Source organism: Mycoplasma amphoriforme A39, assembly GCA_000723365.1.
GTDB classification, from domain to species: Bacteria; Bacillota_I; Bacilli_A; order Mycoplasmatales; family Mycoplasmoidaceae; genus Mycoplasmoides; species Mycoplasmoides amphoriforme.
In genome coordinates, this window is sequence record HG937516.1 from 921,761 (window position 1) to 946,938 (window position 25,178).

A 25,178-nucleotide genomic window follows, 5' to 3' on the forward strand; every position below is an offset into this window, starting at 1 on the left:
TTTAACTAAAAAACTTGATCAACGCCCGCTTGTTGGCGATTTCCATAGTATTAATGTCGATTTTATAAGTAGAAATAAGATGATCTAATAACGGTTTTAACTTGTTAATAATTGCTTTTTTTGTAAGATCATCAAACAATAACCACCAATTGATAATTGTTGAAAACAAGTTTTTAATCATGTTAATTCTTAATTTAATAAAGTCATGCTTGTCAACATTGAAAGTATTAATTTGGGACAACCAAATGCTTGTTGATTTAATTAAGTGCAAATAAAATTCAATTTTTTCTTCAAAAATTTGTTGCATATTTTCAGGATGGATTTTTTGGTTTTTGTTGACAGCAAATTTGCCAGCCCGAAAGTGCGTGGCATTAGTAATCATGCGAAATAACAAACCAAAATCAAAAAAACCATTTGATCCTAAAGTTGGATTTAGTGACATATAAAAATTCTTTGAAGTTAACATTGCTGATCAATCAAAAACTTCATTTAAGACAAACTGCTTGGGAATTCGATCAAAATTAGCATGTTTGAAACTAAATAATTGTTTCAATTTAGATCAATTAGCAAAATCTTTCAATGAGGGTCGTTCGCTTACAACGATAACTTCAGTGAGTTGTTCAATCATTTCCACCATTTTTTTAATGGCATTTTTATAAAAAGTACTTGTTGAACTTAAAAAAATGAAATACTGACCATTACTTTTTGTGATCAAATCTTGGGATGCTTGTTGGTAACTTAAAATCTTTTCGCTTGCAAAAACTTGGATTCGACTGTCTTGTTTTTCGTACTGATGTAAGATGTTTAAAACTTTTTGGTTTGTCGCACTTGCCAAACAAATTATTTCTAAATTTTTATATGTTTGTTCTAAGCATGACTGTAACGTATGAAAAATAGTGTTAGGGTGATTAAAAACCGGAACTAAAATACTTACTAGAGGATTTTTAATGTAAACTAGTTCATACGAGCGAATATTGTTATCATTCATGACTAAAACGATTAAACCAAACTGAAACTAAATGAACCTTGTTTGTTTTAATTATATTGGCAAACAATAATCCGAAATTATCAAAATTATTTAGCGATATTTTTAAAAAGATTCATAAACTTGGTCAAGGTTATTCTATCAAAATTTTAAATCATTTAGTTTTAAAATTATCCCTAATCTAACTAAAAATTACTAATTTTTAAAAGCAAATGGTTAATTGGATTTGATTCTTCATCTCTTCAATAATTTGTATTAAAAATTATTTAGAAATCAAAAAAGTAAATTGCATAACAAAAAAAATTAAGATTGAACATATTAATAACCTGTAAATGAAAAATTCGATGACTCAAATGTCTTCGTCAACATTTTTTATTTTGTTTTTAAAACCGAATATATCTCGATTAAAAAGCAAATTTTTATTGAATATTAAGTCAATATTAGGATAGTAAAATTTCCGAAATTTTCGCGATAATTTTTGCCGAGGTATTTCGATGAAAAAAGAAGTTATTTTGAAAAATTGAAAACTTACAAACCAACATGACATGCACGACATTGCTTATAAATACTGTCAGCAGGTAATTGATTTATTTATTCCATATGATCCTAAAAAACTTGATCGACAAAAAAACCGCATTTTGAATTTATTTAATGAAAAATCCAAAGATTTAATTTTTAACAAAACAATAGCTCAACAATTTTTTAAAAAATTTGAAAGACTAACCAAAAATTATTTAATAGCAACAAACGATCACGATAGATTAAATCAATTACTACAAACAAAAAAGCAAGTTAATCGTAAAGATTTAAATTTTGAAACTTTGTACCAAGCATTAATGCTCGCTCGTTCAAAAATGAATTACGTTGTCGAAGTTCAATTTAGTTTTATTGAAACTTTTGTCATGGTTCTTTGGTTTTATGGTTCATTAAAAACTACTAGTAAAATCATCAAAAACTTATCGCAACATACCTTTGCTTATCCGGGAATTAGTTTTGAATCACAATATGAAATTGCCTTACAATCGGTAAAATTAAATTCATTGAGCATTCGTAGTAAAGAAAATAAAATTAACGTTTTGTTTGGCATTTTAGACCACTTTTTATTCCACGATACGCTAAGCAAAATATGAATTAATTTATTACCTAAAAATAGCAAGGAAGGTGACATTGAAAAATGCCAAACTGATTTTTTTGAATGAATCATGCTTTATTATTTATTGCCTTTGTATGGCGTTATCAACTCATATAAAGAAAATGATTCAAAATTTAAAGAATTGATTCGTGAATTGTTTTACTATGATTTTAAGCAGCCAATTGTTCTTAAAGCATGTGAAATGTTATTACAAGTAGAAAAACAAATCCTAGATTTAAATAATCAAGAATTAATTGATTTATACGAACTGGCTAAACCTAAAATTTTAAACTACCAAAAACACTTTAATTCGATCATCATTAATCAAGCAAAAGTAAATAATATTTCGGTTATTTAATATTAAGTGTTAATTTAGCAATTGCATCAGAATCAAATAATGGGAGAAAAATATACTCATGAAGTATATTTTTTATTTCATACTTGGAATGATGTATTCTTTAATTTTAATAATCGCACTGGTTAATTTATAATTTTGTGAAATTAGATTGTAATCATTCAAAATTAACAACGATTGATAAACGACTGATTGAAGATCATCAGATTTAAAAAAAGGATAATTCTAGCGTTTTAAAGGAATATATTGATGCAATCAAAGCAAATCATTGGTTATCAAATTTATTTAAAATCATTTTACGATGGATTACAAACTGGACAAGGCAACATCCAAGGTTTAATTGAAAAATTACCATATTTAGCAGATTTAGGGATCAATTTAATCTGATTGTGTCCAATTTATGATGCTGATATGATTGATGCTGGTTATGACGTTAAAAATTATTTTGAAATTCATGCAGGTTACGGAACTTTAAATGATTTCAAAGAATTTATTCAAAAAGCTAAATCACTAAAAATTGAAGTCATGATGGATTTAGTGATCAATCATCTTTCGACTAATTCAATAATTTTTCAAAAAGCGAAACAATCGCGGAATAATCCTGAGTATGATTTTTTTATTTGATCAGATCAACCAGATGGAAAACAGCAATCTTACTTTGGCGAAAGTGCCTGGGAATTTAATAAACAAACAAATTCATACTATTTTCATTTATTTGCCATTAATCAAGCTGATTTAAATTGAGATAATCCTAAAGTTCGAGCCTATATCCAAGAAGTTATTCAGTTTTGAATTGATTTAGGTGTCACCTACTTTCGGCTAGATGCATTTGAACATGTTGGTAAAACAATCACACCGTTTGCAATTAAATATGGTAAATACCATTATCAATACATGAACGAATTGGCCCAAAAGGTGTTTATTCCCAACCAGGTTCATGTTTATGCTGAAGCTTGATCATTAACTAAAGAAATTGCCAAACAATTTACTAATTACCATCATCAAATTCTTGAAGGTTTTTTCTATAGTGGGTTACATGATCTTGATTGAAGAAGAAAAAATGAAGCATATGCCTTGGTTAAAAATCGACCAGTCTTTAAAGATTTACAAAAAGTTTATCAATATTTTGAACTAGATGGTTCATATATTAATTCATGAACCAACCATGATACTCCAAGAGCGATATCACGATATTTTCAACGTAATCTTCATTGGCATTATTACCAACAAACAATGATGTACATGTTTATAATGACCAATAAAGGCATTCCTTTTTTCTTTCAAGGTGAAGAATTTGGAATGTTAAACCCTAAATATGAAAATTGGCAAGATTATCCCGATTTAACTTTAAAAGACCAGTACAATGGTCGGGTAAGAAAACGACACGAATTAACTCACATGCAGTTTGAGAAAACAATTAAAACCGGAGCTAGAGCATTATCCCGTTCGATTATTTGTTGGGATAATCAAAAACCAAATTTAGGATTTAGTGCTGCTGAAAAAATCTGATCAAAACCCGGACAAAATGTCAATAATCCAGATCTGGCAAAAGACTTGCAATCAAAGCAAAGTTTAGTTTTCTTTTTGAAAAAGTTAATTGCCATTAGAAAACAAAAAAAGATGGAAATATTAACTAGTTATAGCCGGTTTAAAATCATCCATTTTAGTAATGAATTTGCAATTGTGCAGTTAAGTAAAGGGAATGAGAAAGTTCAATTAGAATTTAATTTTACAAATCAAACAATCGTAACAGGTAAAGATCAAAAAATGAAACTCATTCTTTCTAACTATGAAATAACCGATCATTATAAATTACAACCATACGAGGCAAGGATCTATAAAAGTTAATCTAACAATTGCTTAAATAATTCTTAATAAAAACAAAAAATGCATGAATAACAAACACTTTAAATTATTGCATGGTTTCCAATTTACATATTCAAAACAAATTGTTTTAAAAATATGTTAAAATCAACCATTTTGATTTAACATCTTTTTGTTTTAGTTATATTTATTTGTGACCGTGGTTACCGTGATCTTCTCCATGGTATTCCTTACAAATTTCTTCGATTCGCTTATCAACACGTAGATAGTCTTTTGATAATCGAAACGCATCATTAATATCAGTGCACTTCTTTTCTTCTTGGATTTGATCTTCAATGAAAAATTTAAGAAAATTATAAGTAGCAAAATCTTTTTCTAGTAAAGCTTGCTCAGCTATTTCATAATAAGAATCAGAAACAGTTCGCTGGTATTCAGTAATTGACTCTAAGATGGTTCTTGGCTCATTACTCTCTAATGGTTTAGGAAGCATTAATGAATTTGATTTAGCCCAACTATCACGGGATTTTAAATAATCAAACATTTTTAAAGAATGTTCGACTTCTTCTCTTGACCAGATATACATCAGTTTACTAAAGTGCGTCATTCCAAATTCATCAAGTTTCGATGCATAATCAAGAAACAAAACAGATGTAGCAATTTCCCGATTATATTGATTATTCAATAGTGTTCATATTTGTGGCGAAAGTTTCATTAAACCCTTAGACATGAAGTGCTCCTTATAATAAATTAAGATAAACCACAATTATGATCAATGGGTTTATGCAAAAATTTGATATTTTATTATAACAAATTCATGTTTGATTTAGCCTACACAATTTCTTAAAAATTTGAAGTTTTTAATATAAAAAACCTGATAAAAATAGCAAATATACAAAGATAAACATATTGAAAAACTAATTTATTTTTGGCATAGAACTTTTTATTTTTAAGATTTATATTTTTTGCAATGAATATTTTTACACAAAATTATTTCGAATTGTTTTAAAAAATGATTAATATTTACAACACAACTAGTTTATAATTTATTAATTTTTTAGACTTAAGAGAAGTTAAAATTCATTTCATATAAAACAAATTAAATTTTCAATTTTGCTAAGAAAATTATCTTATATTTTCAATTGATATTTATAAAAAATAGAAAACATAATGTACAAAAATAAGTTATTTGTCAAATGACTTAATAATTTTCTGAAGTTTTTCAAACATTTTTTTCCTTCTAGTTTGAATAAAAACTTGAAAATCTTTTAGTTCTAAACTAGTGTCATCTTCTAAAAATAAATCTTTTTTGTCCAGGCGATTTTCATCAACTCATTGTTTTAAAGATGTTGCGTGTTTTTTTCGATTATCTTTAGAACGTAATAATTGTAAATTAGCCAAACTATCAATATCATTTTCAAGACTTTTATCTATAGTACATTCAGAATTTTTAAAATCATTTTTTGGATGCATGTGATCTTGTTCTCAATCCTAATGTCCTCAAATGAATATTTATCTGCATATAATAAATAAAGTAAGCATCATGTTTTAGGATCATCCTTTTTTGCATTTTCAATTGAATGACAAAGGGTATCATCGTCAAAATTATAATTCGTTGCTGTGTCCTCGCTAAATTCATCTACAATATCTTTAATCGGAAAGGGGAAAATTCTGGACTTATCGTCTTTAATATTTTCAAAAACTTTTTTAATTCTCTTTAAAATTCCATCTACATTTTTTCCAAATATTCCTTTAATAAAACTAATATACAAATACTTAAAAATGTTTTTTTCATTTCGTTTTTCATCTTCTGTTCTAGGGAGTGATGAGTCGAAAATATTTTGATAATTCTCACGACAATAATAAATGTGGTAAATAATTGGTATAAGAACGTTTAAACCTTTAAATGTTTTATTATCAAATTTCAGGCGTTTAAGTAACCTAAAAACTAACTCGATGCTTTGCTTTACATTTTTTCAATTAGCTTTAAACTCATCAAATTTTTTTTCGTCATTAAAATTTTTTAGTAAAAAACGAATATTATCACTAAACAATACTAAATATGTTTTTAAAATAAATTCTTTAGATATTTCAAATTGAAAATTATCACGTATGTTTTTTATTAATTTAGTAATTTCTTCTCGTGCTTCAAATGGTTTATCTTCATTATTTTTAGATCCTACTTTTATACATATAATTGAAAAAATTAAATCAGATCGAGATAATGGAATTCCACCAGAATTTATACGGATAAACATTTCAAGAACATTATTGAGATTTTGTCCTTGTTCTTGATAATAATGAATTAATTTCTTTTCACAAATCAAATCAAAAAGTCGATTTAAAGTGCTCTTTACATGATGAATTTTAGAATTATCACGAATGTTATTTTTTATTAAATACTGTTTTATTTTCTCTTCTTTATCATTTTTATCATTATAATTTTTTAGCATTCCTGTAATTTCGAATAAAAGAGATTCTTCTCCGTAATCTTTCTTGTGGTTTTTCTTATATGTTTCTTTCTCATTTTGTGAAAGAAATTTAAAACTGTAACTTGATTCACTGTTGATATTTTTTTTATCAATTAAAGGAGTTAAGTTTAAATACAATTTATGTTCACTATTCTTAGTTTCTTGTTTACTTCTTGATTCATTAAATTTATAGGAGCCCATAAGTCCAAAATACAAACTTGTTAGCCTTTGTTGACCATCAATAACAAAGGTGGGTTTATCTATAGTGGAATTAATTTTAGTCTGACTGTGCAAATTATCAAAAGAATCTGGTTTATGATTTGTTAAAAATTCATAAGAACCAAATTCTTCAATAGGGTCATGATGTGGCTTTCAAAATATAAAAAGATTAATTGGAAAACCTAACATAATACTATTGAATAAGTTTTCGATTTGTTTGTGTTTTCAAATAAAATTTCGCTGTAAACTTGGCAAACGATACTCCTTTTTAAAAACATGATTTACCGCATCTTTTATACTAATGGATCCGTAAACACCTTCGCAGTGGCTAATCGAACTATGATCATCTTTTTCCATTTTATTTCAATCCTTACTGCAATCCATGTAAAATAAGCCCCAATAGAATTCATGTTAACTTAAGTTAATAAGGTTGATTTCATTATTATTTATGTAACAGATAATGTGATTATTTTAATATAATTAAAAATCCAGTTAATACTTCAAATAAAAAATGCTTGTATTTTCATTCCACAAAAGGATTATTCAACAAGACTTCTTATTCAAAGCATTGCAGCACATCATATTCTTATAGAATTTTTAAAAAATAATATACTATATTGTTAATTACAATTTATGAGTTTAAAAACAACTTTTGCAAATGCTAACTATAACTGATAAGCTTTTGATAGCACTTTTAATCATTTTTTTATTAGCAATCCTTACGTTTGTTGTTTTTGTGATTGCTAAATACCGAACCTACCATTCAATTTTTAAGTTTTTTAAAAAGTTTTTTAAGAAAAATAAAGAAGATTCGAACCGGTATGATTTTTATGGAAACTTATCAAGTTCATTAGTGAAATTATCGACTGATAAAATCGGATCAATTATTGCTATTGAACGCAAGGATTCATTAGAGACGTATGTTAATATTGGTTATAAGGTGGTGAGTGATTTTTCTCCCGAATTTATTATTTCCATTTTTTACAACAAGCATTCGGCCTTGCATGATGGAGCCATTATCGTTCGGAACCAAAACATTGTAGCCATTTCCAGTTATTTTCCGATGACCCGCCAATTATTAGATGTTTCTTACGGTGCAAGACACCGTTCGGCAGTAGGATTAAGCGAACGCACTGACTCGGTAATTTTTGTTGTTAGTGAAACAACGGGAAAAATTAGTGTTGCTCAAAACGGCAGAATCCGCCGTTTGTCGCAAAATCCCGACCGTTTAATTGATGAAATTAGTAAAGTTTTAACAATTCCAAATAAGCCGAAATTAAAATTAATGAAAAAATTAAAAAAACAACACTAATGAAAAATGGATAAAAAATATTTCCGAAATTTTAGCATTATTGCCCACATCGACCATGGTAAATCGACCTTATCAGACCGTTTAATTGAATTTACCCATACTCTAGATGCTAGGGAAATGAAAAACCAAATTCTTGATTCAATGGAAATTGAACGAGAGCGCGGGATTACCATTAAACTCAATGCGGTCCAGTTAGTTTATGATAAAGCACCAAACGAACGCTACTGGTTTCATTTAATTGATACACCAGGTCATATTGATTTCACCTACGAAGTTTCAAGAAGTCTAGCCGCATGTGAAGGGGCTTTGTTAGTTGTTGATGCTTCCCAAGGTGTGGAAGCCCAAACCCTATCAAACGTGTATTTAGCATTAGAAAATAATTTAGAAATTGTGCCAATTATTAATAAAGTTGATTTACCAAGTGCTGATGTGGAAAAAGTCAAGCAACAAATTGAAGAAATTATTGGGATCGATTGTAGCAATGCTCCTTTAATCTCGGCCAAAACGGGACTAAATATTCAACAGGTCATTGATGCAATCATTAATTATATTCCCCCACCAAAAGACGGGGTTGATGATGCACCATTACAGGCGTTAATTTTTGATTCTTACTATGATCCATACAAGGGAGCGGTCTGTTTTGTTCGCATCAAAAATGGCACCTTACGTCCGGGCGATAAAATTAAAATGATGTCCAATAATGCGATTTATGAAGTTTTAGAGGTTGGGGTGAAAATCCCGTTTTTAAGCAAACGCGACGTTTTAATTTCAGGAGAAGTTGGCTGGTTTGTAGCGGCAATTAAAACGGTTCGTGATGTCAATGTTGGTGATACCATTACCCACGTTAACCAACCTGCAGCTTCTCCTTTACCCGGCTACCGGAAGGTAATCCCGATGGTTTTTGCCGGAATGTATCCAATTAATACTGCCGATTATCGATCATTAAAAGATGCCATGGAAAAAATCATTTTATCTGATGCGGCTTTAGAATATGAATATGAAACATCACAAGCTTTAGGTTTTGGCATCCGTTGTGGTTTTTTAGGACTATTACATATGGATGTGATCCGCGAACGCATTGTTCGCGAATACAACATTCCCCTAATTGTCAGTGCGCCTTCAGTTAAATACCAAGTTTTACAGACAAACCAAGAAACAATTGCTGTTGATAACCCAGCCAATTTACCAGAACGAAGTAAAATCAAGGCAATCTTAGAACCATTTGTTGCTGTAAAAATTGCCACACCAGACGAATATTTAGGATCTGTTATGGAGTTATGTCAAAACTTCCGGGGCGAATATTTAGATTTACAAGAAATTGATAACGGGCGTAAACGGATTGTTTACCAGATGCCGTTAGCGGAAATTATTTATAGTTTTTTTGATAAATTAAAATCAATTTCCAAAGGTTATGCTAGTTTAGATTACGAATTAATTGGCTATCAAGAATCCAAATTAGTTAAAGTCGACATCTTACTAAATGGTACGAAAATCGATGCCTTATCATTTATTAGTCACCAAGAGTTTGCATATAATAAAGCGAAAAAAATTTGTGAAAAACTGAAGGATTTAATTCCCAGACACCTGTTCGAAATTCCCATTCAAGCTGCAATCGGATCAAAAATCATTAGTCGGGAAACCATTAAGGCAATGCGTAAAAACGTTTTAGCTAAATGCTATGGTGGTGATGTGACCCGCAAGAAAAAGTTATTAGAGCAACAAAAAGAAGGAAAAAAACGCATGAAGGCGATTGGTAACGTGGAAATTCCCCAAGAAACCTTTTCCAAATTATTGCAGGATGAAAATTAATTTTTAACGATGTTTTCTTTAAATAATACGCCTGCTTTGAACCTGGCTGCCATTCTTGTTAGTTTAACCATTTTTTTAATTACTGCATGCATCGCACCCATCATCTTTTGGAAAATAAAAATCCCATCAAAAAACTACAAATTACTCTTTATTTTTTATACCTTTTTCTGATTGCCGTTAATGCTAGTTCGCTCCTACCGTGGCACGTTGTATCACGATTTGGAACTTAACCCGGCCCTACTTTTTATTCCATTATCAATTTATGGGCTTGTTGGAATTTTTTTACGACCATTTTTTGATTGATTAGGAGCTTACTTCAAGTCACGAAAAGCAATCATTTTTTTTGCATTATGAATCCAGTTATTAACCTTTATCCCAGTCGCAATTGCTCCGTCGTTTGCTACCAATATTATTCAAGCAATCGGGGTGGGCGTTGGTGCTAGCTGCATTGGCTCATTTAGTTTATGATTTAATGAGCAACATACCAAAACCAAACCTTTTTTAACAATTTCGATCTTGTCATTACCACCTTTATTGGCTGATTTTTTAGCATCACCAGTGCAGGTGTTGATTCGAACCACAGCCCCGTACGGGCGGATCGATCCGACCGTTAAAATCCATGCTGATCCGCAATGAACTGCTTATTTATGAGTCATTGCTAGCATTCTTGTGGTCATCAATTTTGTTATTGGTTATTTTGTTAAAGAAAATCCCGAATTTGTTGGTTTGCAAAAAAACCAGCACAAAACCATTATTCACAATCAATGACAATGAATCATGTTAATTGGAATAATTGTTGTTGGAGCAAGTATTGACTTTACCAAATTTGCTACAGCTGGAGCAATTGCCGTCACCACCATTCAAAAGATTGCAGGTAGTTTTCATACCCGGTTTTTTGATGGTTATATTACCTCCATCTTTAGTTTTTTCCAATTAATTGGTGGCATTTTAATGGGGTTAGTTGGCATTAGATACTTTAGTAAATTGATCATCTATTTATTTGGAACAATTTTTTTTATTAGTTACCAAATAGTGGTAATTGTAATTACAGCCAATGTGAAAAATCCTTTTAATAGTGGGTTGTATTATTTAATCGCTCAAAGTCTAAACGGATTTGGTTATGGCGTTTTGTACAATTTACTAATTGCTCACGTTTTATCGTTAGGGTTTAAAACTAAAAAATTTAGTCCGTTAGGTTTATACCAATCGCTAGCAGCTTTAAGCATTGCTGGTGGCACGTTCTTTTCGTCAGCGATTAATAGTTTTTTAAAACAAGATTTTGCTAATACGCAATTGATCATTAACATTACTTTAATGATAGTAGCAACCATGATGGCTGTAGTTTACTATTTAGTAAACTACATCGAATTAGGATTTCAAAATAAACGACTGTGAATGATTCATAAAACGATCCAACAATAACATTGTGTCGGAGAATGATTAATTAACTCCTTACAAATTTAAGTGGTGAATCATGGGAAATAAATTAAAATTATCATTATTTGTTTTATATTCATAGGAAATAGTTGTGCACAGTTATTCTTGCGAAAATGAAAATTCGTTTCATTTTTCAAAATTAATGATTAATCAATATAATAAAATTTAAAAATCATCTTTATTTACCAATTTAGTTGCTTAGCTAGCGATCACTTTTTTCAAAGTGCAGTTTTGCACCTAGTGTGTTATCGCTACAAAACTGTTAATTATTATGAACTTATTTTGTTAAAATTCACTCCAATCGTGTAAAATATTAGTAGATTAATGTTTTCATTCATTTGTAATGTCATTTTTAGACAACATGTCTGGTTTACAGCAAGAACTGATTACAGAAAACATCAAGGAGTCTTATAATTCAATGAGATCTAAAAAGATGATCAAGAAAATTTCTGCTTTTTTCGGATTACTCACAGTTGGCGGTATGATTGGGGGGGCGATTCATTATCAGGTTGCTTCCGCAAAGCAAAACCATGGCTTAGTTGTTAACCAAATTACCCAAACACGAATTATCCATCACGAAGAAGAAGTTCAAACTGACCCATCGGCAGAATTGACTCAAACTCAAACAATTGGGCCAACACCTATTTATCAACAATCATGATTTGCACCAGTAGTTGGCACTGGCGTTGGCTTAATTGTTTTATCAATTGTCCTTGGACTAGGAGTTGCCATTCCGATCGCTAAGAAAAAAGAACGTTTACTTCAAGCTGAACGCGAAGAACAAGAAGCGTTAATGGCTGAACTTGAAGAAAAAAGTGCGGCTGCTGAAGCGGTAGAAGAAGAAAAAGTTGAAGAATTGAAAAAAGAAGAACCTAAAGGCGAGGTTCTTAACGGGCAAGTTTTACCAAATATGCCAACTCCATTTGGCCAAATGGCTCCCCAAAATGTAATGTTTAATCAGCAAGGTCATTTCGGGCAACAACCAGTTAACATGATGCACCAGCAACATCCAGGAATGATGCCGCGGCCGATGTTGCCAAATCCAAACCAAATGCCGCCGCGGCCGGGGATGCCAATGCAACCAGGAATGATGCCACGGCCGATGTTGCCAAATCCAAACCAAATGCCGCCGCGGCCGGGGATGCCAATGCAACCAGGAATGATGCCGCGGCCGATGTTGCCAAATCCAAACCAAATGCCGCCGCGGCCGGGGATGCCAATGCAACCAGGAATGATGCCGCGGCCGATGTTGCCAAATCCAAACCAAATGCCGCCGCGGCCGGGGATGCCAATGCAACCAGGAATGATGCCGCGGCCGATGTTGCCAAATCCAAACCAAATGCCGCCGCGGCCGGGGATGCCAATGCAACCAGGAATGATGCCATTACGTTAAGGTGTTTTTAATTCCATTTATAATCTTAAATTTAAAATGTCAAGCCGTCATCGGAGTTGACATTTTTATTAATTGGTCAAAAATTCTTTATAATAAATATGTAACAAATAATTAAAACAAAATCATGGAAAATAATTGAAAAAAATTAATTAAATATGGAACAACCAAGTCAAAAGGAAGCAAGAACAGTTCAAAAAACCCCGTTTACCTTGGATTTTTTAAGAATTATTAATGATCCAATTGGGGGTTTTTACAGCCATTTTGCCAAAACTTTAGATACCGTTATTGAAAATTTTATTACCAATGAGTTCATTGATAACCAGGCTAGGCAAAATGAAATTCAAGAACAAACGGCGTTCATTAATGAACAAAAACAAGCAATCATTGATCAAAAACGGATGCTAAAAATAACCCAAATGAAATGAAGGCGAGCGGTGATTTTTGTTTTGTTTTTTGCTTTATTTGTGGGTTTTATTTTTTGAAAGCAGTTTCAACACGCCAGAAAAAATATTAGTGAATTTAATCAATTTGAAGCGGAAACATTAGCCAAAATTAGAGAAGCTGTTAATTTTCGCTTTAAAATGATTAAAGCGGCTTTTTCGACATTTCAATTAAGCGATATTTACGAATATGTTTATAGCCAATACGGCATTAGAACCTCTGAATTACTACCCAAAACCGAATTATTTAACATCATCAAAGAAAGCAGTGCTGTTGATTTGGAAGCGGGAATCGTTGGTTACTACCGCAACAACCCTTTTTATGATATTTTAACTAAACATTTATATTACGAAGACGTCACTACCTCGCAATCGCAATCATTTCCTTACTGAACAACCGAAAGGATTTTACGTGATGATAAATGAATAACAAAAAGGGTCCAAAAATTCGAAGTTCTAACCGCTTACCATCGCGAATCAACGCCTTTTATTCACACTGAGAATTACTTAATTTTCAAAACTAATTTTGCACCAGAATTAAAAATAAATTTTGAAAAAAATCGCAACCACGATGCTAATAGCTTACGTTTTATTAATGCTGATTTTCAAAAGTATTTTAACGTTCATTTTTTGAACGATCAAAGCGTAAGTGAAATTCAGTTAGAACAAAAAGTTAAGGAAATTTTTACGCTGGCAGCTCAAGAAAATTTTGTTAATTGGTATCGATTAAACAATGGCTTTGTGGATTCGTTCAATAAAACTGGTAATATCATTAAAATTAGTGGTGTTTTTGGCTACAAAACAAGCATGAGTATGTTTTCTTTAATTAATGAACTTGGAATTTTACAAGAGCAAGAAAATGTGGATTTACAGACAGTAAAAAACCAAATTCATAGCCTTGTCAAAAGTTATTTTGAAAGAATTGTTTCCATGTTGCAAATTCCCTTATTGTCACCACGTTTTAGTGCAGAATGGTACCGGGATGATGCTCCTTACAACGTTGCTAATAACATTGATGGTTTATTAGATCCAATTCCACCCAAAATTGATTATTCATACACACCTAATCGCTTTTTAAGTTACCGGAGTATTTGGTGGGCGGATGATGTCTTGATCAAACGACCTGGTTGGTTTCAACTCATTGAGTCTAAATGATGAAATCATGGGATTGTAGCTAATTATTACAAAATGCATTCATTTACTTCCGAAATTTTAATCGATCAGGTTCCGGTTGTCGGGGTTCATGTTGGTTTACAGATAATTCCGGTTGAATACGAACGGTTTTATAAATATTACGAAAATAAATACATTTATCACTTGTATTTTGATACCAATAAATATTGTCGAATGGTAGTATCGCCTGAAAATGGGGCGGTGATCTTTGATAACCTTTACAGTTCGAAAGAAATTTTAGAATTAGTACAAACTCACCGTATTTGGTGTAATAATCCGTCATGATTAAACCAGTTTAACAACAAGCAGGCTTTAGAAAAAATTCTCCAAAAATTCGCTGTTATGAACGAACTGTTTGCCAATAGTTTGGTTTTAGCAATTGATAATTATGGGGTTTATTTAATTTCAAACAAATACCAGTTAGATTCTATTAAACAAGAAGTTGAATGGTTATTTTTAGAGATTGTTAGTTTGTTTAATAATATCTAACTATTTTTCAAGATGTTTAATCGTTGCTAATTCAAGATGATTAATTACAAAAATTATCTAGTAAACTATTTTCATCAAATCATCACGAAAATAAATATAGTTAAAATAATTGGCCACAGATGTTTAACAAACGATTAAAATATTATATAATTAAGAGTGTATGTTGATTTTTTAGTTTAAATCAATTTGAAAATTTTAATAATTTGCAACGAGGGAGATGGTATGTTAGTAGATAGTCGGGCTGAAAGGGAACCTAGTGGTCACCAAACTCGTGTTTTTAACAAAGAACAAAAGGTAGTTGCTAGTGGTAGTCAAAAGTTTTTTTGGTATGTTCTTGTAATTATTACGTTTGGTTTGATTTACATTAGGTCAGTAAAAGTAGCTAACTGGTTTAAAAAACAGCAAATCAGAATTAACGAAGTTGCTGGTAACATTGATGTCAATTTAGCCAAACGCCGCGACTTATTGGTCAAACTGCTAGAACAAACTAAGGGTTATATTAAACACGAACAAACGACTTTTGCTTTGGTTGCTAAGTACCGTGGTAACAATGCTTCCAAGGGCGAAATCCAGCAATTAGATGGTTCATTATCTAAGATGTTTTCTGACATTAACATTGCTTACGAACAATATCCCAATTTAAAAGCTGATGGCGTGGTTCGCGAACTAATGGGAAGTACGCAATATTTAGAAACCGAAATTGCTGCGGCCCGGCGGTTGTACAATAGCGAAGTTGGTCTATTTAATGCCGAAATTTTCCTGTATCCCGTTAAGTTAATCACCGCAGCGAAAATGGGATTGTCCACGATGGCATTGTTTGCTGCATCAACTGAACAAATTAAAGATGTTGACATGTCAAGCATTAGTTCTGATTTGAACACACATTAAAGATCTTTTTTGCCACAAACTCACTTGATAAAATCGTAAAGCCACCTTCAGTGTTTGTTGACCAAACACAAAGGTGGGCTTTTTTAAGTTCATTAGGTTTGTTTTGCATCGCCAGACTGAATTTTTTTAACTTGCAACATTACATTAAATTTAATTTTTGTTAAGTGAATATCAAAATCATAATCCTAGAAAATCGAATTTTAAAAACATTTAATCTAAAATTTCGTTCAAGAACATATTTTTTATTACTAAAAAATCTTTTTGGCTAAAATCAACCAATTTATTTAAATATTCATTATCAGATTATTATCTATATTCTTCTATAAAAGAGACTTTATAAAAATTTAAAATACAAAAAGAATAAAATATCGAACTATAGTTTTTAAGTTTAACACAATTATTCTTTTAAAACTATTTAAAGTAACTTCATTTCTAATTTAACTAATATAATCTACAAAATAATTAACACTGGAAAAACTTTAGAATAATTGGTGTTCGATAATTTTTTCTTTAAATATTATTAAAAAATAGCTAAGACTACGATTAGATCCTGTTGAAAATATTACTTTAACAAAAATAAAAAATAATTTATCTTCTAATGGAATTAGAAAAGGAAATATAAAAGGAATTAAGTCTACCTAAATTTATGATAATAATCCAAAATAATGTGGAAAATGAGGTTTTGATGCGGATTTTCTAACTTTTTTAGTGTGGATTTTCTTAGAGTAACTAATTTTCTTAGCGATTAAATTTTATTTTTTGAGAAAAGATTTTTTTAAATTTAATTTTCTCATTATACTTATACATGCCAATCGCTATTAGCGATTAATGTTTATAAAATCATCATGAAAGGTAATATAATTTATGGAATTAAATGATCTTGAAAAAATTACTTACATTATTTACCGGCCATTTGATTTTTCCTGTTCGCAAAAGCAATTAAGTTATATATACGCCCCAATTGTTGGATCTACAGCGATTTCTTTTTATCAATGGTTAATCAACGAATATAACGTGCAAACTGCACTAAAAGGAATCAAAAATCCGATTACCCGAATATTACACTGCTTGAATTGTACGAATAATGAATTTGCCGAAATGCGTAGTCAACTTGAAGCGATTAATTTAATAAGCACCCATACCCAAACAAATAATGACGAAAAAATGATGCATATTGCCGTTAATGAACCTTTGAATTGAAAAGAATTTAATAATAACCAAAAATTTAAGCACTTGTTAATTAACAAAATTGGCATTCGTGAATATGAAAGAATTAGTTTAGCTTTTACTAACCGACGAATTCCCAGTGATACCATTAATATTTCAGCATCGTTTGAAGCAGTCTTTGGAACCGGAAATATTAGCGAGATTATGGAATTTAATTTTCAAAATTTACATGAATTGTTAAGTAATGACTTTCAACAACCAGTAATTTTAAATGAAGCAGTAAAAATTGTAATTGAATCATTTTTTAAATCACATGATCTTTCCATTAATGAAATTAAAAAATGTGTAAGTGAGGCAACCTTTAAAAATAACAAAGATGGTTTGCTTTATGTGGATCAAAATTTACTAATAGATAACTTCAATAATTTAACAGCAGCAGCAATTAATATTGATATGAATGAAAATCTACAAATCTACCGAAATCCGGAAATTTTTTATAATGAATCGTTAAATCAAAACGAAATAAACCGAATTTTTAATGATTATCGTAATATTAATGCTGAGCGCTATTTAGTTAGCATTCAAAAAGATTCATTAGATTTAGATCAAAAGCAAGCAATTGCCTACCTAAGAAAAAAATCGCACCTAGAAGATAGCGTTATCAACATTCTAACTGATTTTACAATTTACCGTACAAATGGCAAATATAGTAGCAATTACATCAAAAAGATTGCAACAACAATCAACCGTTTGGGTTTAACTAGTTTAGATAAAATTTTAAATTACTTGCATTCGGTCAATAATAATTTAAAAACCCAAAAATATCATACAGACCGAATTGATCATGTCACTTCAAACATAGTCCCATCCAAAAAAATAATGCCTAGTCCTTCGGTTGCAGTAATGGTTGATGATGAAGAAGTTAACTGAAAGACGATCGAGATTATGTAAGATGCCTTCAAAAAAAACCGTTCGCACTAAAAAAGGAACTAAACAAGCAGCAATTACTTTGTTTGAAACAAAGTCACTTTTTCCTAACGCCGAACAGCGGATTTTAATTTTAAAAAAATCGCAATATTTTGAAAATTTAAACTTTTCTGACGCCCAATATTTTCAATATTTACCTAAACTTTGAAAAGTTTACATTGATATCGATGCGTGTAACAAAAGTTCAAGCAAGACCTGTTTAAACCCAAACGGTTTGCACCGGAAGTTTTTTTTAAAAGGAGCAATTTTACTTGATGAGTACGTAATGTGCTCAAAACAAAAGAAAATCAATAAGAAAAATGCCTTTAAAAAGAATTTAATCATTCGGGGTTTTGCAGAAAAATTACTAGATCTCCAATTCAATAAAAAAAATATTGATGCACAATGAGATTCATCACGTAAAAAACTTTTAAACTTCATGATTAATATGGTCCATAAAAAAGAGTTAAAAGGTTTTTATTTACACGGAACTAGTGGTGTTGGTAAAAGTTATATTACCACATTGTTCGCTACGCAATTAGCACAAAAAAATTATACTGTTGCGTATGTTTTGTTGCCAGATTTAGTAACAAAATTATTAAAAAGTTTTAATGAAGAATCGTCTAGTTTTGAGACATCTTTAAACGCAATGATCAATTCCCATGTTTTAGTCTTAGATGATGTTGGGGCTGAAACGTATCGTGATTGGTTTATTAACGATCATTTTTTAAAAATTTTGAATGACCGTGTGAATACTGATAAAATCACCATTTTTATAAGTAATTATAACTTAGATGAATTACATAATCACTATTGCAAGATTGATAGTTACAAAACTCGAGCATTATCGCGAGAAAAAGCGGCAACAAGGCTAATTGATCGAATCTATGAATTAGTTGGAGATAATGTTTTTCAATTATCGGGAAAAAGTTGAAGACAACATCATGATCATAAAAAAAACGAACATCAGTCTAATTAAATATGATGAGATATTTTTAAATTACTACTAATTAAAAGTCAATAATTTTCCCAATCATTTAAGAGTTTTGAAAAAAGTTTATTGCATATTTTTATCAATAAATTTCAAAAATTTTTGGTGTTTTTTTAATTTTTTTGACATTTAATTATGTTGGGAGATTAAAATGCAGGTAATTTTACAAGAAACCGAAAAGGAATGTGGCGTTTGTATTGTTACAATGCTGGCCAACGAATTACATGATCAAGATGTAGCGCGTGAAGATGTTGTGGAAAAAGCCAATTTAACAAGTGCTGGTTTAAGTCTTTATGATTTGGAAAGTTTAGCATCTGAATTTGGTGTGGAACTAGAAACATACGAATGTACACTTGAGGAATTTAAAGATTTAAATCGTTCTAAATACTATGTTGTATTAGTAAAAAGAATGAACGGTTTACACTATGTTATCGTCCGAAAGTACCAACACCATTTAATGATTTTTGATAGTTCGGTTGGAAGATACAAAACAAATTGAAAAACTTTTAAAAATGAATTTGCTGGCATTGTTTCAACGGTAAGTAAAAAAAACATTGAAATTAATTTAACCAACACTAATAATCAATTAAAATTTGATAATTTTGTTAACTGACAATTGTTGATTGCTGCCTTTTTATTAGAAATATTAGCAATTGGTTTTGGCGTTGGTGTCGCACAATTATTTAAAGTTTTAGTTAACGAAACAATTCAGTACCAAACAACTTTTAATCTCCTAGTAATTGTTGTGACCTTTGTCTTTATGAAAATTGTTGAAATTCTTGCAAACGAATTAATCAAATGAATCCAATCGCGTAAATTTCAAGCCATTTACATAAAAAGTTGAAACAAAATTGCAACCAATTTACAATATCAAAAATTTGATTTCTTAAAACTACATCCCTATGGAAATTTATACGAATTGGATCATCATTTAATGAATGTTATCAACGTTTATTTATCACAAATCATTAAGGTTTTAGCAGGGGTAATGATGTTGATTACAGTCATTGGTTTTTTAGCTAGTATCAACATGTGGTTTATTTTGTTAAGTTTAATCCAAACAGTTTTTAGCACAATCTTAATTTATGGCAATTACCGATGACAAAAACTTAAAGTTAGTAAAACCATTATTTTTACTGAAAAACATAACCAAAATCTTTCCGAATTAAATGCATCTTTTAGCATTGAACAAAATAATCTTGAATACAGAGCAATTATTAAAAATCTTAAAGAAAACATTCGCCAAATGGCAATTAATAACAAAATGAATTTTATGGGGCAGTCGGCTTTCAATGTCGTCAGTACTTTTGCAAGGTTTTTATTCGGCGTAATAACTTTGTGAATTGGCATTGAATATATTGTTAATTTTAAATCAATGTCATTGAGTGATTTAGTTTTTGTTATCAGTTTGCAGGCATTACTAACAAACTATAGCGATCATATAGTTGAATTCTCACTAAATTTTAATAATTTTAAAATTGCCAAGCACAAATTGGCTAAATTTTTAATTCCTGATTATAAAATGATAACAAAAAACGAATTTGCCATATCTCAAGTTAAAAAAATCAACTTTCACAACATTTCTTTGGATGATGGACCCAAAAAAGTATTTAAAAATTTGAATTTAGAATTCAAGAATCTAACCTTATTGTCGGGAGAAAATGCCGTTGGTAAATCAACAATTTTTAAAACAATTACTAAAAAAATAAAGTTAAGTAGTGGTACCATAAAAATTAATGATATCAATTTAGATAAAATAAGTGATCAATGAATTTTAGAAAACGTCTATTATTTAGATGGCACCAAGCGAACTGACGGGATGCTTTTGTATGAAAATGTTATTGAATCCTTAAAAATGGCAAAAAATCCAAAAATAATCGAAATTTTACAAAATGCTGGTTTTTTCGAAACATCTTTAGAAAACTATAGTAACGGTCAGCAACAGTTATGTCGTTTGATTCAAATTTTAAATTTAGAAAATAAAATCATTCTTCTAGATGAAATGACAAATAATCTAAGTATTGATTTGAAAATAATGGTGTATGAACAAATTATTAAAGAAATTGCTTTAAATAATTTTGTTTTAATCATTGATCATGATCCAATTGTGGAAAAATATGTAAATCAAAAAATCGAGATTACTAGTCATGAAGCATAAAATGATTACAATGTTTTTTTGTCTTGGATTTGTTTTATTAACCTTCATTGTTTTATTATTTACTTTAAAAATTCAAATTCATGTTCCAGCACAATTACACGTTCGAAAAGAACAAACTTATTTACTAGTAAATTCACCAAAAGATTTAAAAATAATGAACTCAAAAAAGATTTTTCACCTTTATGATGATCAATCGAAAAAGAAAACTATTTATTTCAAAATGAAAAGATCAAATTTAAATAAAGTACCAGTTATTTTTCTAAAAAATCCAAATTCACCATATAAAGAAGGTAAATATGACGTTAAAATTTTTCTAAAAAGTGTGACATTAGCCCAACATTATTTTGGGATTTAACAAAGATAATCATTATAATTATTATCATGTTAGAAAGTGTCACAAAAAAACTTAATTCACTTAGTAAAAAAAGCCAAATCAATTTAACAAAATTACTTCGAATTATCAATCAACAAATTTCTGATTATTTTCGAATAAAAATCAACTTATATTACGAAATTATCTGACTAACAAAACAAGAAAGTTTAAACTTTAACATCAAATATCGTAAGCGTCATTATGTTGCCGATGTTATCAGTGTTCCTTTGTGGCAAGACCAAACTTTAGTGACGCCTTTATTAGGCGAAATCTACCTTTGTTTTGCACAAATTAAAAAACAAGCAAAAAAATATGAAGTAAGTTTTTTAAGTGAATTAGCTAGGATGCTAATTCATGGTATTTTACATTTGTTAGAATTTGATCATGAAATTGATGCAACGTGAGAGTATATAACTATGGAAATCCAGGACAAAATTCATGAAATGGTTTTAAAGCGCTATCAAGATGACAATAATTAAAAATGATTTGTAATAGAAATTAATTCTAGTTTTATCATTAACATCAAGGGAATATATTATGTATTTAATCAATCTTACAATTGCTGGTTGTCCCAATGTTGGTAAATCAACGCTATTAAATAAATTAATGAAAAAAAAAGTAGCAATTGTTTCAAAATTACCCCAAACAACTAGAAATGCCACTAACTTTTACCTTCATCATCAAGAATTTTTGTTAAAAATTTACGATACCCCTGGTTTCCATAAACCAATTAATAAATTAGATTTATTTTTAAATAGCGAAGTAGTTTATTCATTTAAACAATCAGAACTTGTCGTTTTAGTTGTGGATTGCATGCAAGATATTACTAACGAATTACAAGAATTAATCAATAAAATAAAGGGAATTAAAAATCTAAAAATTTTTTTAATTTACAGCAAAATAGATTTGTTACAAAATCCAAATAAGTTCAGTAAATTAAAGAAAGATCTGCAAGAGATTTTAGATCCATTTGAAACCTTAGAATTGAATTTTTTAAACGATGATCTATCCGTTTTGTTAGATAAAATTGTTTTACATTTTGAAACTATAAAAAATGAATTAGAAAACGTTAATGAAAAAGATTTAGTAGCACACGAAGCAAATAATGATAACTTTGTAATCAGCGAAATAATTCGTGAACAAATTATGATGCACACTTACCAAGAAGTTCCCCATGCAGTCGCCGTAACAATTGAATCAAAAAAATACGATGAGATTAAAAACATCTTTCACATTGATGCCAATATTGTTGTTGAAAAAGATGGTCAAAAAAAAATAATTATCGGCAAGCAAGGATGTAAAATTAAACAAATCGGGACACAAACTCGTTTAGAACTATTAAATTTATTTGATTGTAAAATTAACTTAAAATTATTTTGTAAAGTGGAAAAAAATTGACGCAATAATGACTTTTTAATTAAATCGCTTGGTTATAAAAAATGGCGTTAACAATTTCAAATTGTTACATTATTAAACTAACTGATTATATGCTTTTTGACCAAGTTGTTAGTTTTTTAACTGAAAATGGACAACGTCACCATGTTTTAGCTTTGGGAGTGAAAAAAATTATGTCAAAAAATGGCAGAAATTTACAAGTTGGTAATTACAATCAAATTGAATTTTTTCAAGCCCGCGAACAAGGAAAAGTCGGTAAATTAAAAAAAACGGTCGTTATTAATCCGATTCCGTGAGAATTACACGAATATGTTTCCTTTAATTTAGTTAATGAATATGTTAATAAAACTGTCCACATTTCACAAAAAACTTTTTTTCTATACCAGGCAACAATCAACATTCTTTTAAAAAAGGAAACAAAAGACTGGTTTTTAACTGCAACATTACTAATTCAACTATTAAAAGTTAATGGCATCTATTTTAATTACAACGAATGCAATTTGTGTCATAAACAGCATATTAATGCCTTGGATAAAAATTTATTATACGGGTATTGTTCAGATTGTAATCATTCTAGCATCGCAAGTAAATTTAAAGTAGACCCAAATATTTTAGACATGATTAATTACATTTCTAAAAAAACAAAAAATAAACCTTCTTATCGATCAGGAATTGAATTTTATTTTTTACAATTTTTAAAATATGTTGTTGAAGAAAATATTGGTATTATTTTTAATAGTTTAAAAAAATATGATATAAGCAGAAACGCTGATTCAGAAATGTCGAAAGTCTTTAAGTTCATTAAAGAAAAAGAGTAATAAAACAAATGAAACATTCTCAAGATACCATCATTAATTATTTAAAAAATTATGGTTTTGTTTACGCTTCTAGTGAAATTTATAATGGTTTAGCCAATTCGTGAGATTATGGGCCTTTAGGTTCGTTATTAAAAAATAATTTAAAACAAGAATTGTTAAAACATTTTGTTTTTTCTAAACCAAATATGGTACTAGTTGATAGTTCAATAATTTTAAATCCTGAAGTTTGAAAAGCGTCAGGACACCTTGGTAATTTTTCTGATCCATTAATCGATTGTAAAAATTGTCAAAGTCGCTTTCGGGTTGATAAATTAATTAGTGAAAAATTAAAAATTAATGTTGCTGAAAATACTAGTCATGATGAATTTAAAAAAATAATCGAAACAAATCATTTGGCATGCCCTACTTGTAACCAGTTTAATTGAACCAATGTGCGACAATTCAATCTAATGTTTAAAACTTTTCAAGGCGTTACTGAAGATCAATTAAGCACGCTATACTTACGCCCAGAAACAGCTCAAGGAATTTTTATTAATTTTAAAAACATTCTTCGCTCGCAACGGTTGAAAATACCTTTTGGCGTGGCCCAAATTGGTAAGGCTTTTCGAAATGAAATTACACCGGGAAATTTTATTTTTAGAACTCGCGAATTTGAGCAAATGGAAATTGAGTTTTTTACAACGGAATTAGATGCTGCAACTCATTTTGATTTTTTTAAAAATGAAATCGAAAAATTCCTAACAAACGTTTTAAAATTTAAGCCAGAAAATAAAAAAATTCATGAGCATCCTGCAAATGAATTATCCCATTATTCTAAAAAAACGATTGATTTTCAATTTGCTTTTCCTCATGGTTTTAGCGAATTATGGGGATTAGCAAACCGCAGTGATTACGATTTATCAGTACACCAGAAATTTTCTGGTAAAAGCATGACTTATTTAGATTCACAAAAAAATACGGAATTTATTCCGTGAGTGATTGAACCATCAGTTGGGATTGAACGGTTATTTTATGCATTAATTTGTAATAGTTATGAACTTGAAAAAATCGAGGAAAATAATTTTCGAGAAGTATTAAGAATACCAAGTTATTTAGCACCTTATCAAGTTGCCGTTTTTCCTTTAGTTAACAAATTAAACGAGAATGCAAAAGCAATTTATCAAGAGTTGTTAGATAATGGTTTCCGGGTTATTTTTGATACCAGTGGTAGCATCGGCAAACGTTATCGACGCATGGATGCAATCGGTACACCGTTTTGTGTAACTGTTGATTTTGAAACAATTTCCGAACAAAAAATCACAATTAGAGAACGTGATAGTATGAAACAAACCAGAATTTTCTTAAAGGATTTAACGAAAACTTTGGCGGAAAAACTTAAGTAAAAAG

General features: G+C 29.7%; 20 protein-coding genes. 16 read left to right on the forward strand and 4 right to left on the reverse strand.

Annotated features, from left to right (window positions below):
• Position 1: 1 nt before the first annotated feature.
• Positions 2-988, reverse strand: a complete 987-nt coding sequence (locus tag ABDB96_RS03495) for a glycosyltransferase family 2 protein (RefSeq protein WP_343251398.1) — start codon at positions 986-988, stop codon at positions 2-4.
• A 491-nt stretch (positions 989-1,479) separates the two neighbouring features.
• Here ABDB96_RS03495 and ABDB96_RS03500 point away from each other — a divergent pair, with 491 nt between their 5' ends.
• Both ABDB96_RS03500 and ABDB96_RS03505 read left to right on the forward strand, forming a co-directional pair.
• A complete protein-coding gene (locus tag ABDB96_RS03500) occupies positions 1,480-2,475 on the forward strand; it encodes a hypothetical protein (protein WP_343251399.1) in 996 nt (331 codons plus the stop codon).
• Positions 2,476-2,721: 246 nt separating this feature from the next.
• Positions 2,722-4,320 carry an alpha-amylase family glycosyl hydrolase gene (locus ABDB96_RS03505; protein ID WP_343251400.1) on the forward strand — a complete coding sequence of 533 codons (1,599 nt, stop codon included), beginning with the start codon at positions 2,722-2,724 and terminating at the stop codon, positions 4,318-4,320.
• 163 nt (positions 4,321-4,483) lie between these two features.
• Here ABDB96_RS03505 and ABDB96_RS03510 read toward each other — a convergent pair whose 3' ends face one another.
• From ABDB96_RS03510 to ABDB96_RS03520, 3 genes are all read right to left on the reverse strand, one after another.
• Entirely contained in the window at positions 4,484-5,023 is a 540-nt protein-coding gene (locus tag ABDB96_RS03510; RefSeq protein ID WP_343251401.1) for a ferritin-like domain-containing protein, read from the reverse strand.
• Positions 5,024-5,478: 455 nt separating this feature from the next.
• On the reverse strand, positions 5,479-5,766 hold the full coding sequence (locus ABDB96_RS03515; protein ID WP_343251402.1) for a hypothetical protein: 288 nt from the start codon (positions 5,764-5,766) through the stop codon (positions 5,479-5,481).
• Positions 5,724-7,340 (reverse strand): DUF262 domain-containing protein, encoded by a 1,617-nt coding sequence (locus ABDB96_RS03520; protein WP_343251403.1) that lies wholly within the window; start codon positions 7,338-7,340, stop codon positions 5,724-5,726. Before ABDB96_RS03520 ends, ABDB96_RS03515 begins: the two co-directional genes overlap by 43 nt.
• Before the next feature lie 301 nt (positions 7,341-7,641).
• Between ABDB96_RS03520 and cdaM the strand changes: the two genes are divergently transcribed.
• The 14 genes from cdaM to ABDB96_RS03590 all read left to right on the forward strand — a co-directional run bounded on the left by cdaM (position 7,642) and on the right by ABDB96_RS03590 (position 25,174).
• On the forward strand, positions 7,642-8,295 hold the full coding sequence (gene cdaM, locus ABDB96_RS03525) for a diadenylate cyclase CdaM (protein ID WP_343251404.1): 654 nt from the start codon (positions 7,642-7,644) through the stop codon (positions 8,293-8,295).
• Between the two features lie 6 nt (positions 8,296-8,301).
• Complete coding sequence (lepA, locus tag ABDB96_RS03530) at positions 8,302-10,104, forward strand: translation elongation factor 4 (protein ID WP_343251405.1); 1,803 nt, start codon at positions 8,302-8,304, stop codon at positions 10,102-10,104.
• Positions 10,105-10,113: 9 nt separating this feature from the next.
• Positions 10,114-11,526: an MFS transporter gene (locus ABDB96_RS03535; RefSeq protein ID WP_343251406.1), complete on the forward strand. Its 1,413-nt coding sequence runs from the start codon at positions 10,114-10,116 to the stop codon at positions 11,524-11,526.
• A gap of 433 nt (positions 11,527-11,959) precedes the next feature.
• A complete protein-coding gene (locus ABDB96_RS03540) occupies positions 11,960-12,934 on the forward strand; it encodes a P30/P32 family tip organella adhesin (protein ID WP_343251407.1) in 975 nt (324 codons plus the stop codon).
• Positions 12,935-13,089: 155 nt separating this feature from the next.
• Positions 13,090-15,036, forward strand: coding sequence for a hypothetical protein (locus tag ABDB96_RS03545; protein WP_343251408.1), 1,947 nt, complete (start codon positions 13,090-13,092; stop codon positions 15,034-15,036).
• A gap of 222 nt (positions 15,037-15,258) precedes the next feature.
• Positions 15,259-15,924, forward strand: a complete 666-nt coding sequence (locus ABDB96_RS03550) for a LemA family protein (RefSeq protein WP_343251409.1) — start codon at positions 15,259-15,261, stop codon at positions 15,922-15,924.
• A gap of 864 nt (positions 15,925-16,788) precedes the next feature.
• Positions 16,789-18,042: a DnaD domain protein gene (locus ABDB96_RS03555; RefSeq protein ID WP_343251410.1), complete on the forward strand. Its 1,254-nt coding sequence runs from the start codon at positions 16,789-16,791 to the stop codon at positions 18,040-18,042.
• A gap of 1 nt (position 18,043) precedes the next feature.
• Positions 18,044-19,036: an ATP-binding protein gene (locus ABDB96_RS03560; protein WP_343251411.1), complete on the forward strand. Its 993-nt coding sequence runs from the start codon at positions 18,044-18,046 to the stop codon at positions 19,034-19,036.
• 163 nt (positions 19,037-19,199) lie between these two features.
• Entirely contained in the window at positions 19,200-21,206 is a 2,007-nt protein-coding gene (locus ABDB96_RS03565) for a cysteine peptidase family C39 domain-containing protein (RefSeq protein WP_343251412.1), read from the forward strand.
• Positions 21,196-21,561: a hypothetical protein gene (locus ABDB96_RS03570; RefSeq protein WP_343251413.1), complete on the forward strand. Its 366-nt coding sequence runs from the start codon at positions 21,196-21,198 to the stop codon at positions 21,559-21,561. The genes ABDB96_RS03565 and ABDB96_RS03570 overlap by 11 nt, the downstream gene beginning before the upstream one ends.
• 26 nt (positions 21,562-21,587) lie before the next feature.
• Complete coding sequence (ybeY, locus tag ABDB96_RS03575; protein WP_343251414.1) at positions 21,588-22,058, forward strand: rRNA maturation RNase YbeY; 471 nt, start codon at positions 21,588-21,590, stop codon at positions 22,056-22,058.
• A 58-nt stretch (positions 22,059-22,116) separates the two neighbouring features.
• A complete protein-coding gene (era, locus tag ABDB96_RS03580) occupies positions 22,117-23,028 on the forward strand; it encodes a GTPase Era (protein ID WP_343251415.1) in 912 nt (303 codons plus the stop codon).
• The gene (gene recO / locus ABDB96_RS03585; RefSeq protein ID WP_343251416.1) at positions 23,019-23,792 is read left to right on the forward strand and encodes a DNA repair protein RecO; all 774 of its coding nucleotides are present in this window, start codon (positions 23,019-23,021) and stop codon (positions 23,790-23,792) included. The genes era and recO overlap by 10 nt, the downstream gene beginning before the upstream one ends.
• Before the next feature lie 8 nt (positions 23,793-23,800).
• Positions 23,801-25,174, forward strand: coding sequence for a glycine--tRNA ligase (locus ABDB96_RS03590; protein WP_343251417.1), 1,374 nt, complete (start codon positions 23,801-23,803; stop codon positions 25,172-25,174).
• Positions 25,175-25,178 lie beyond the last annotated feature (4 nt).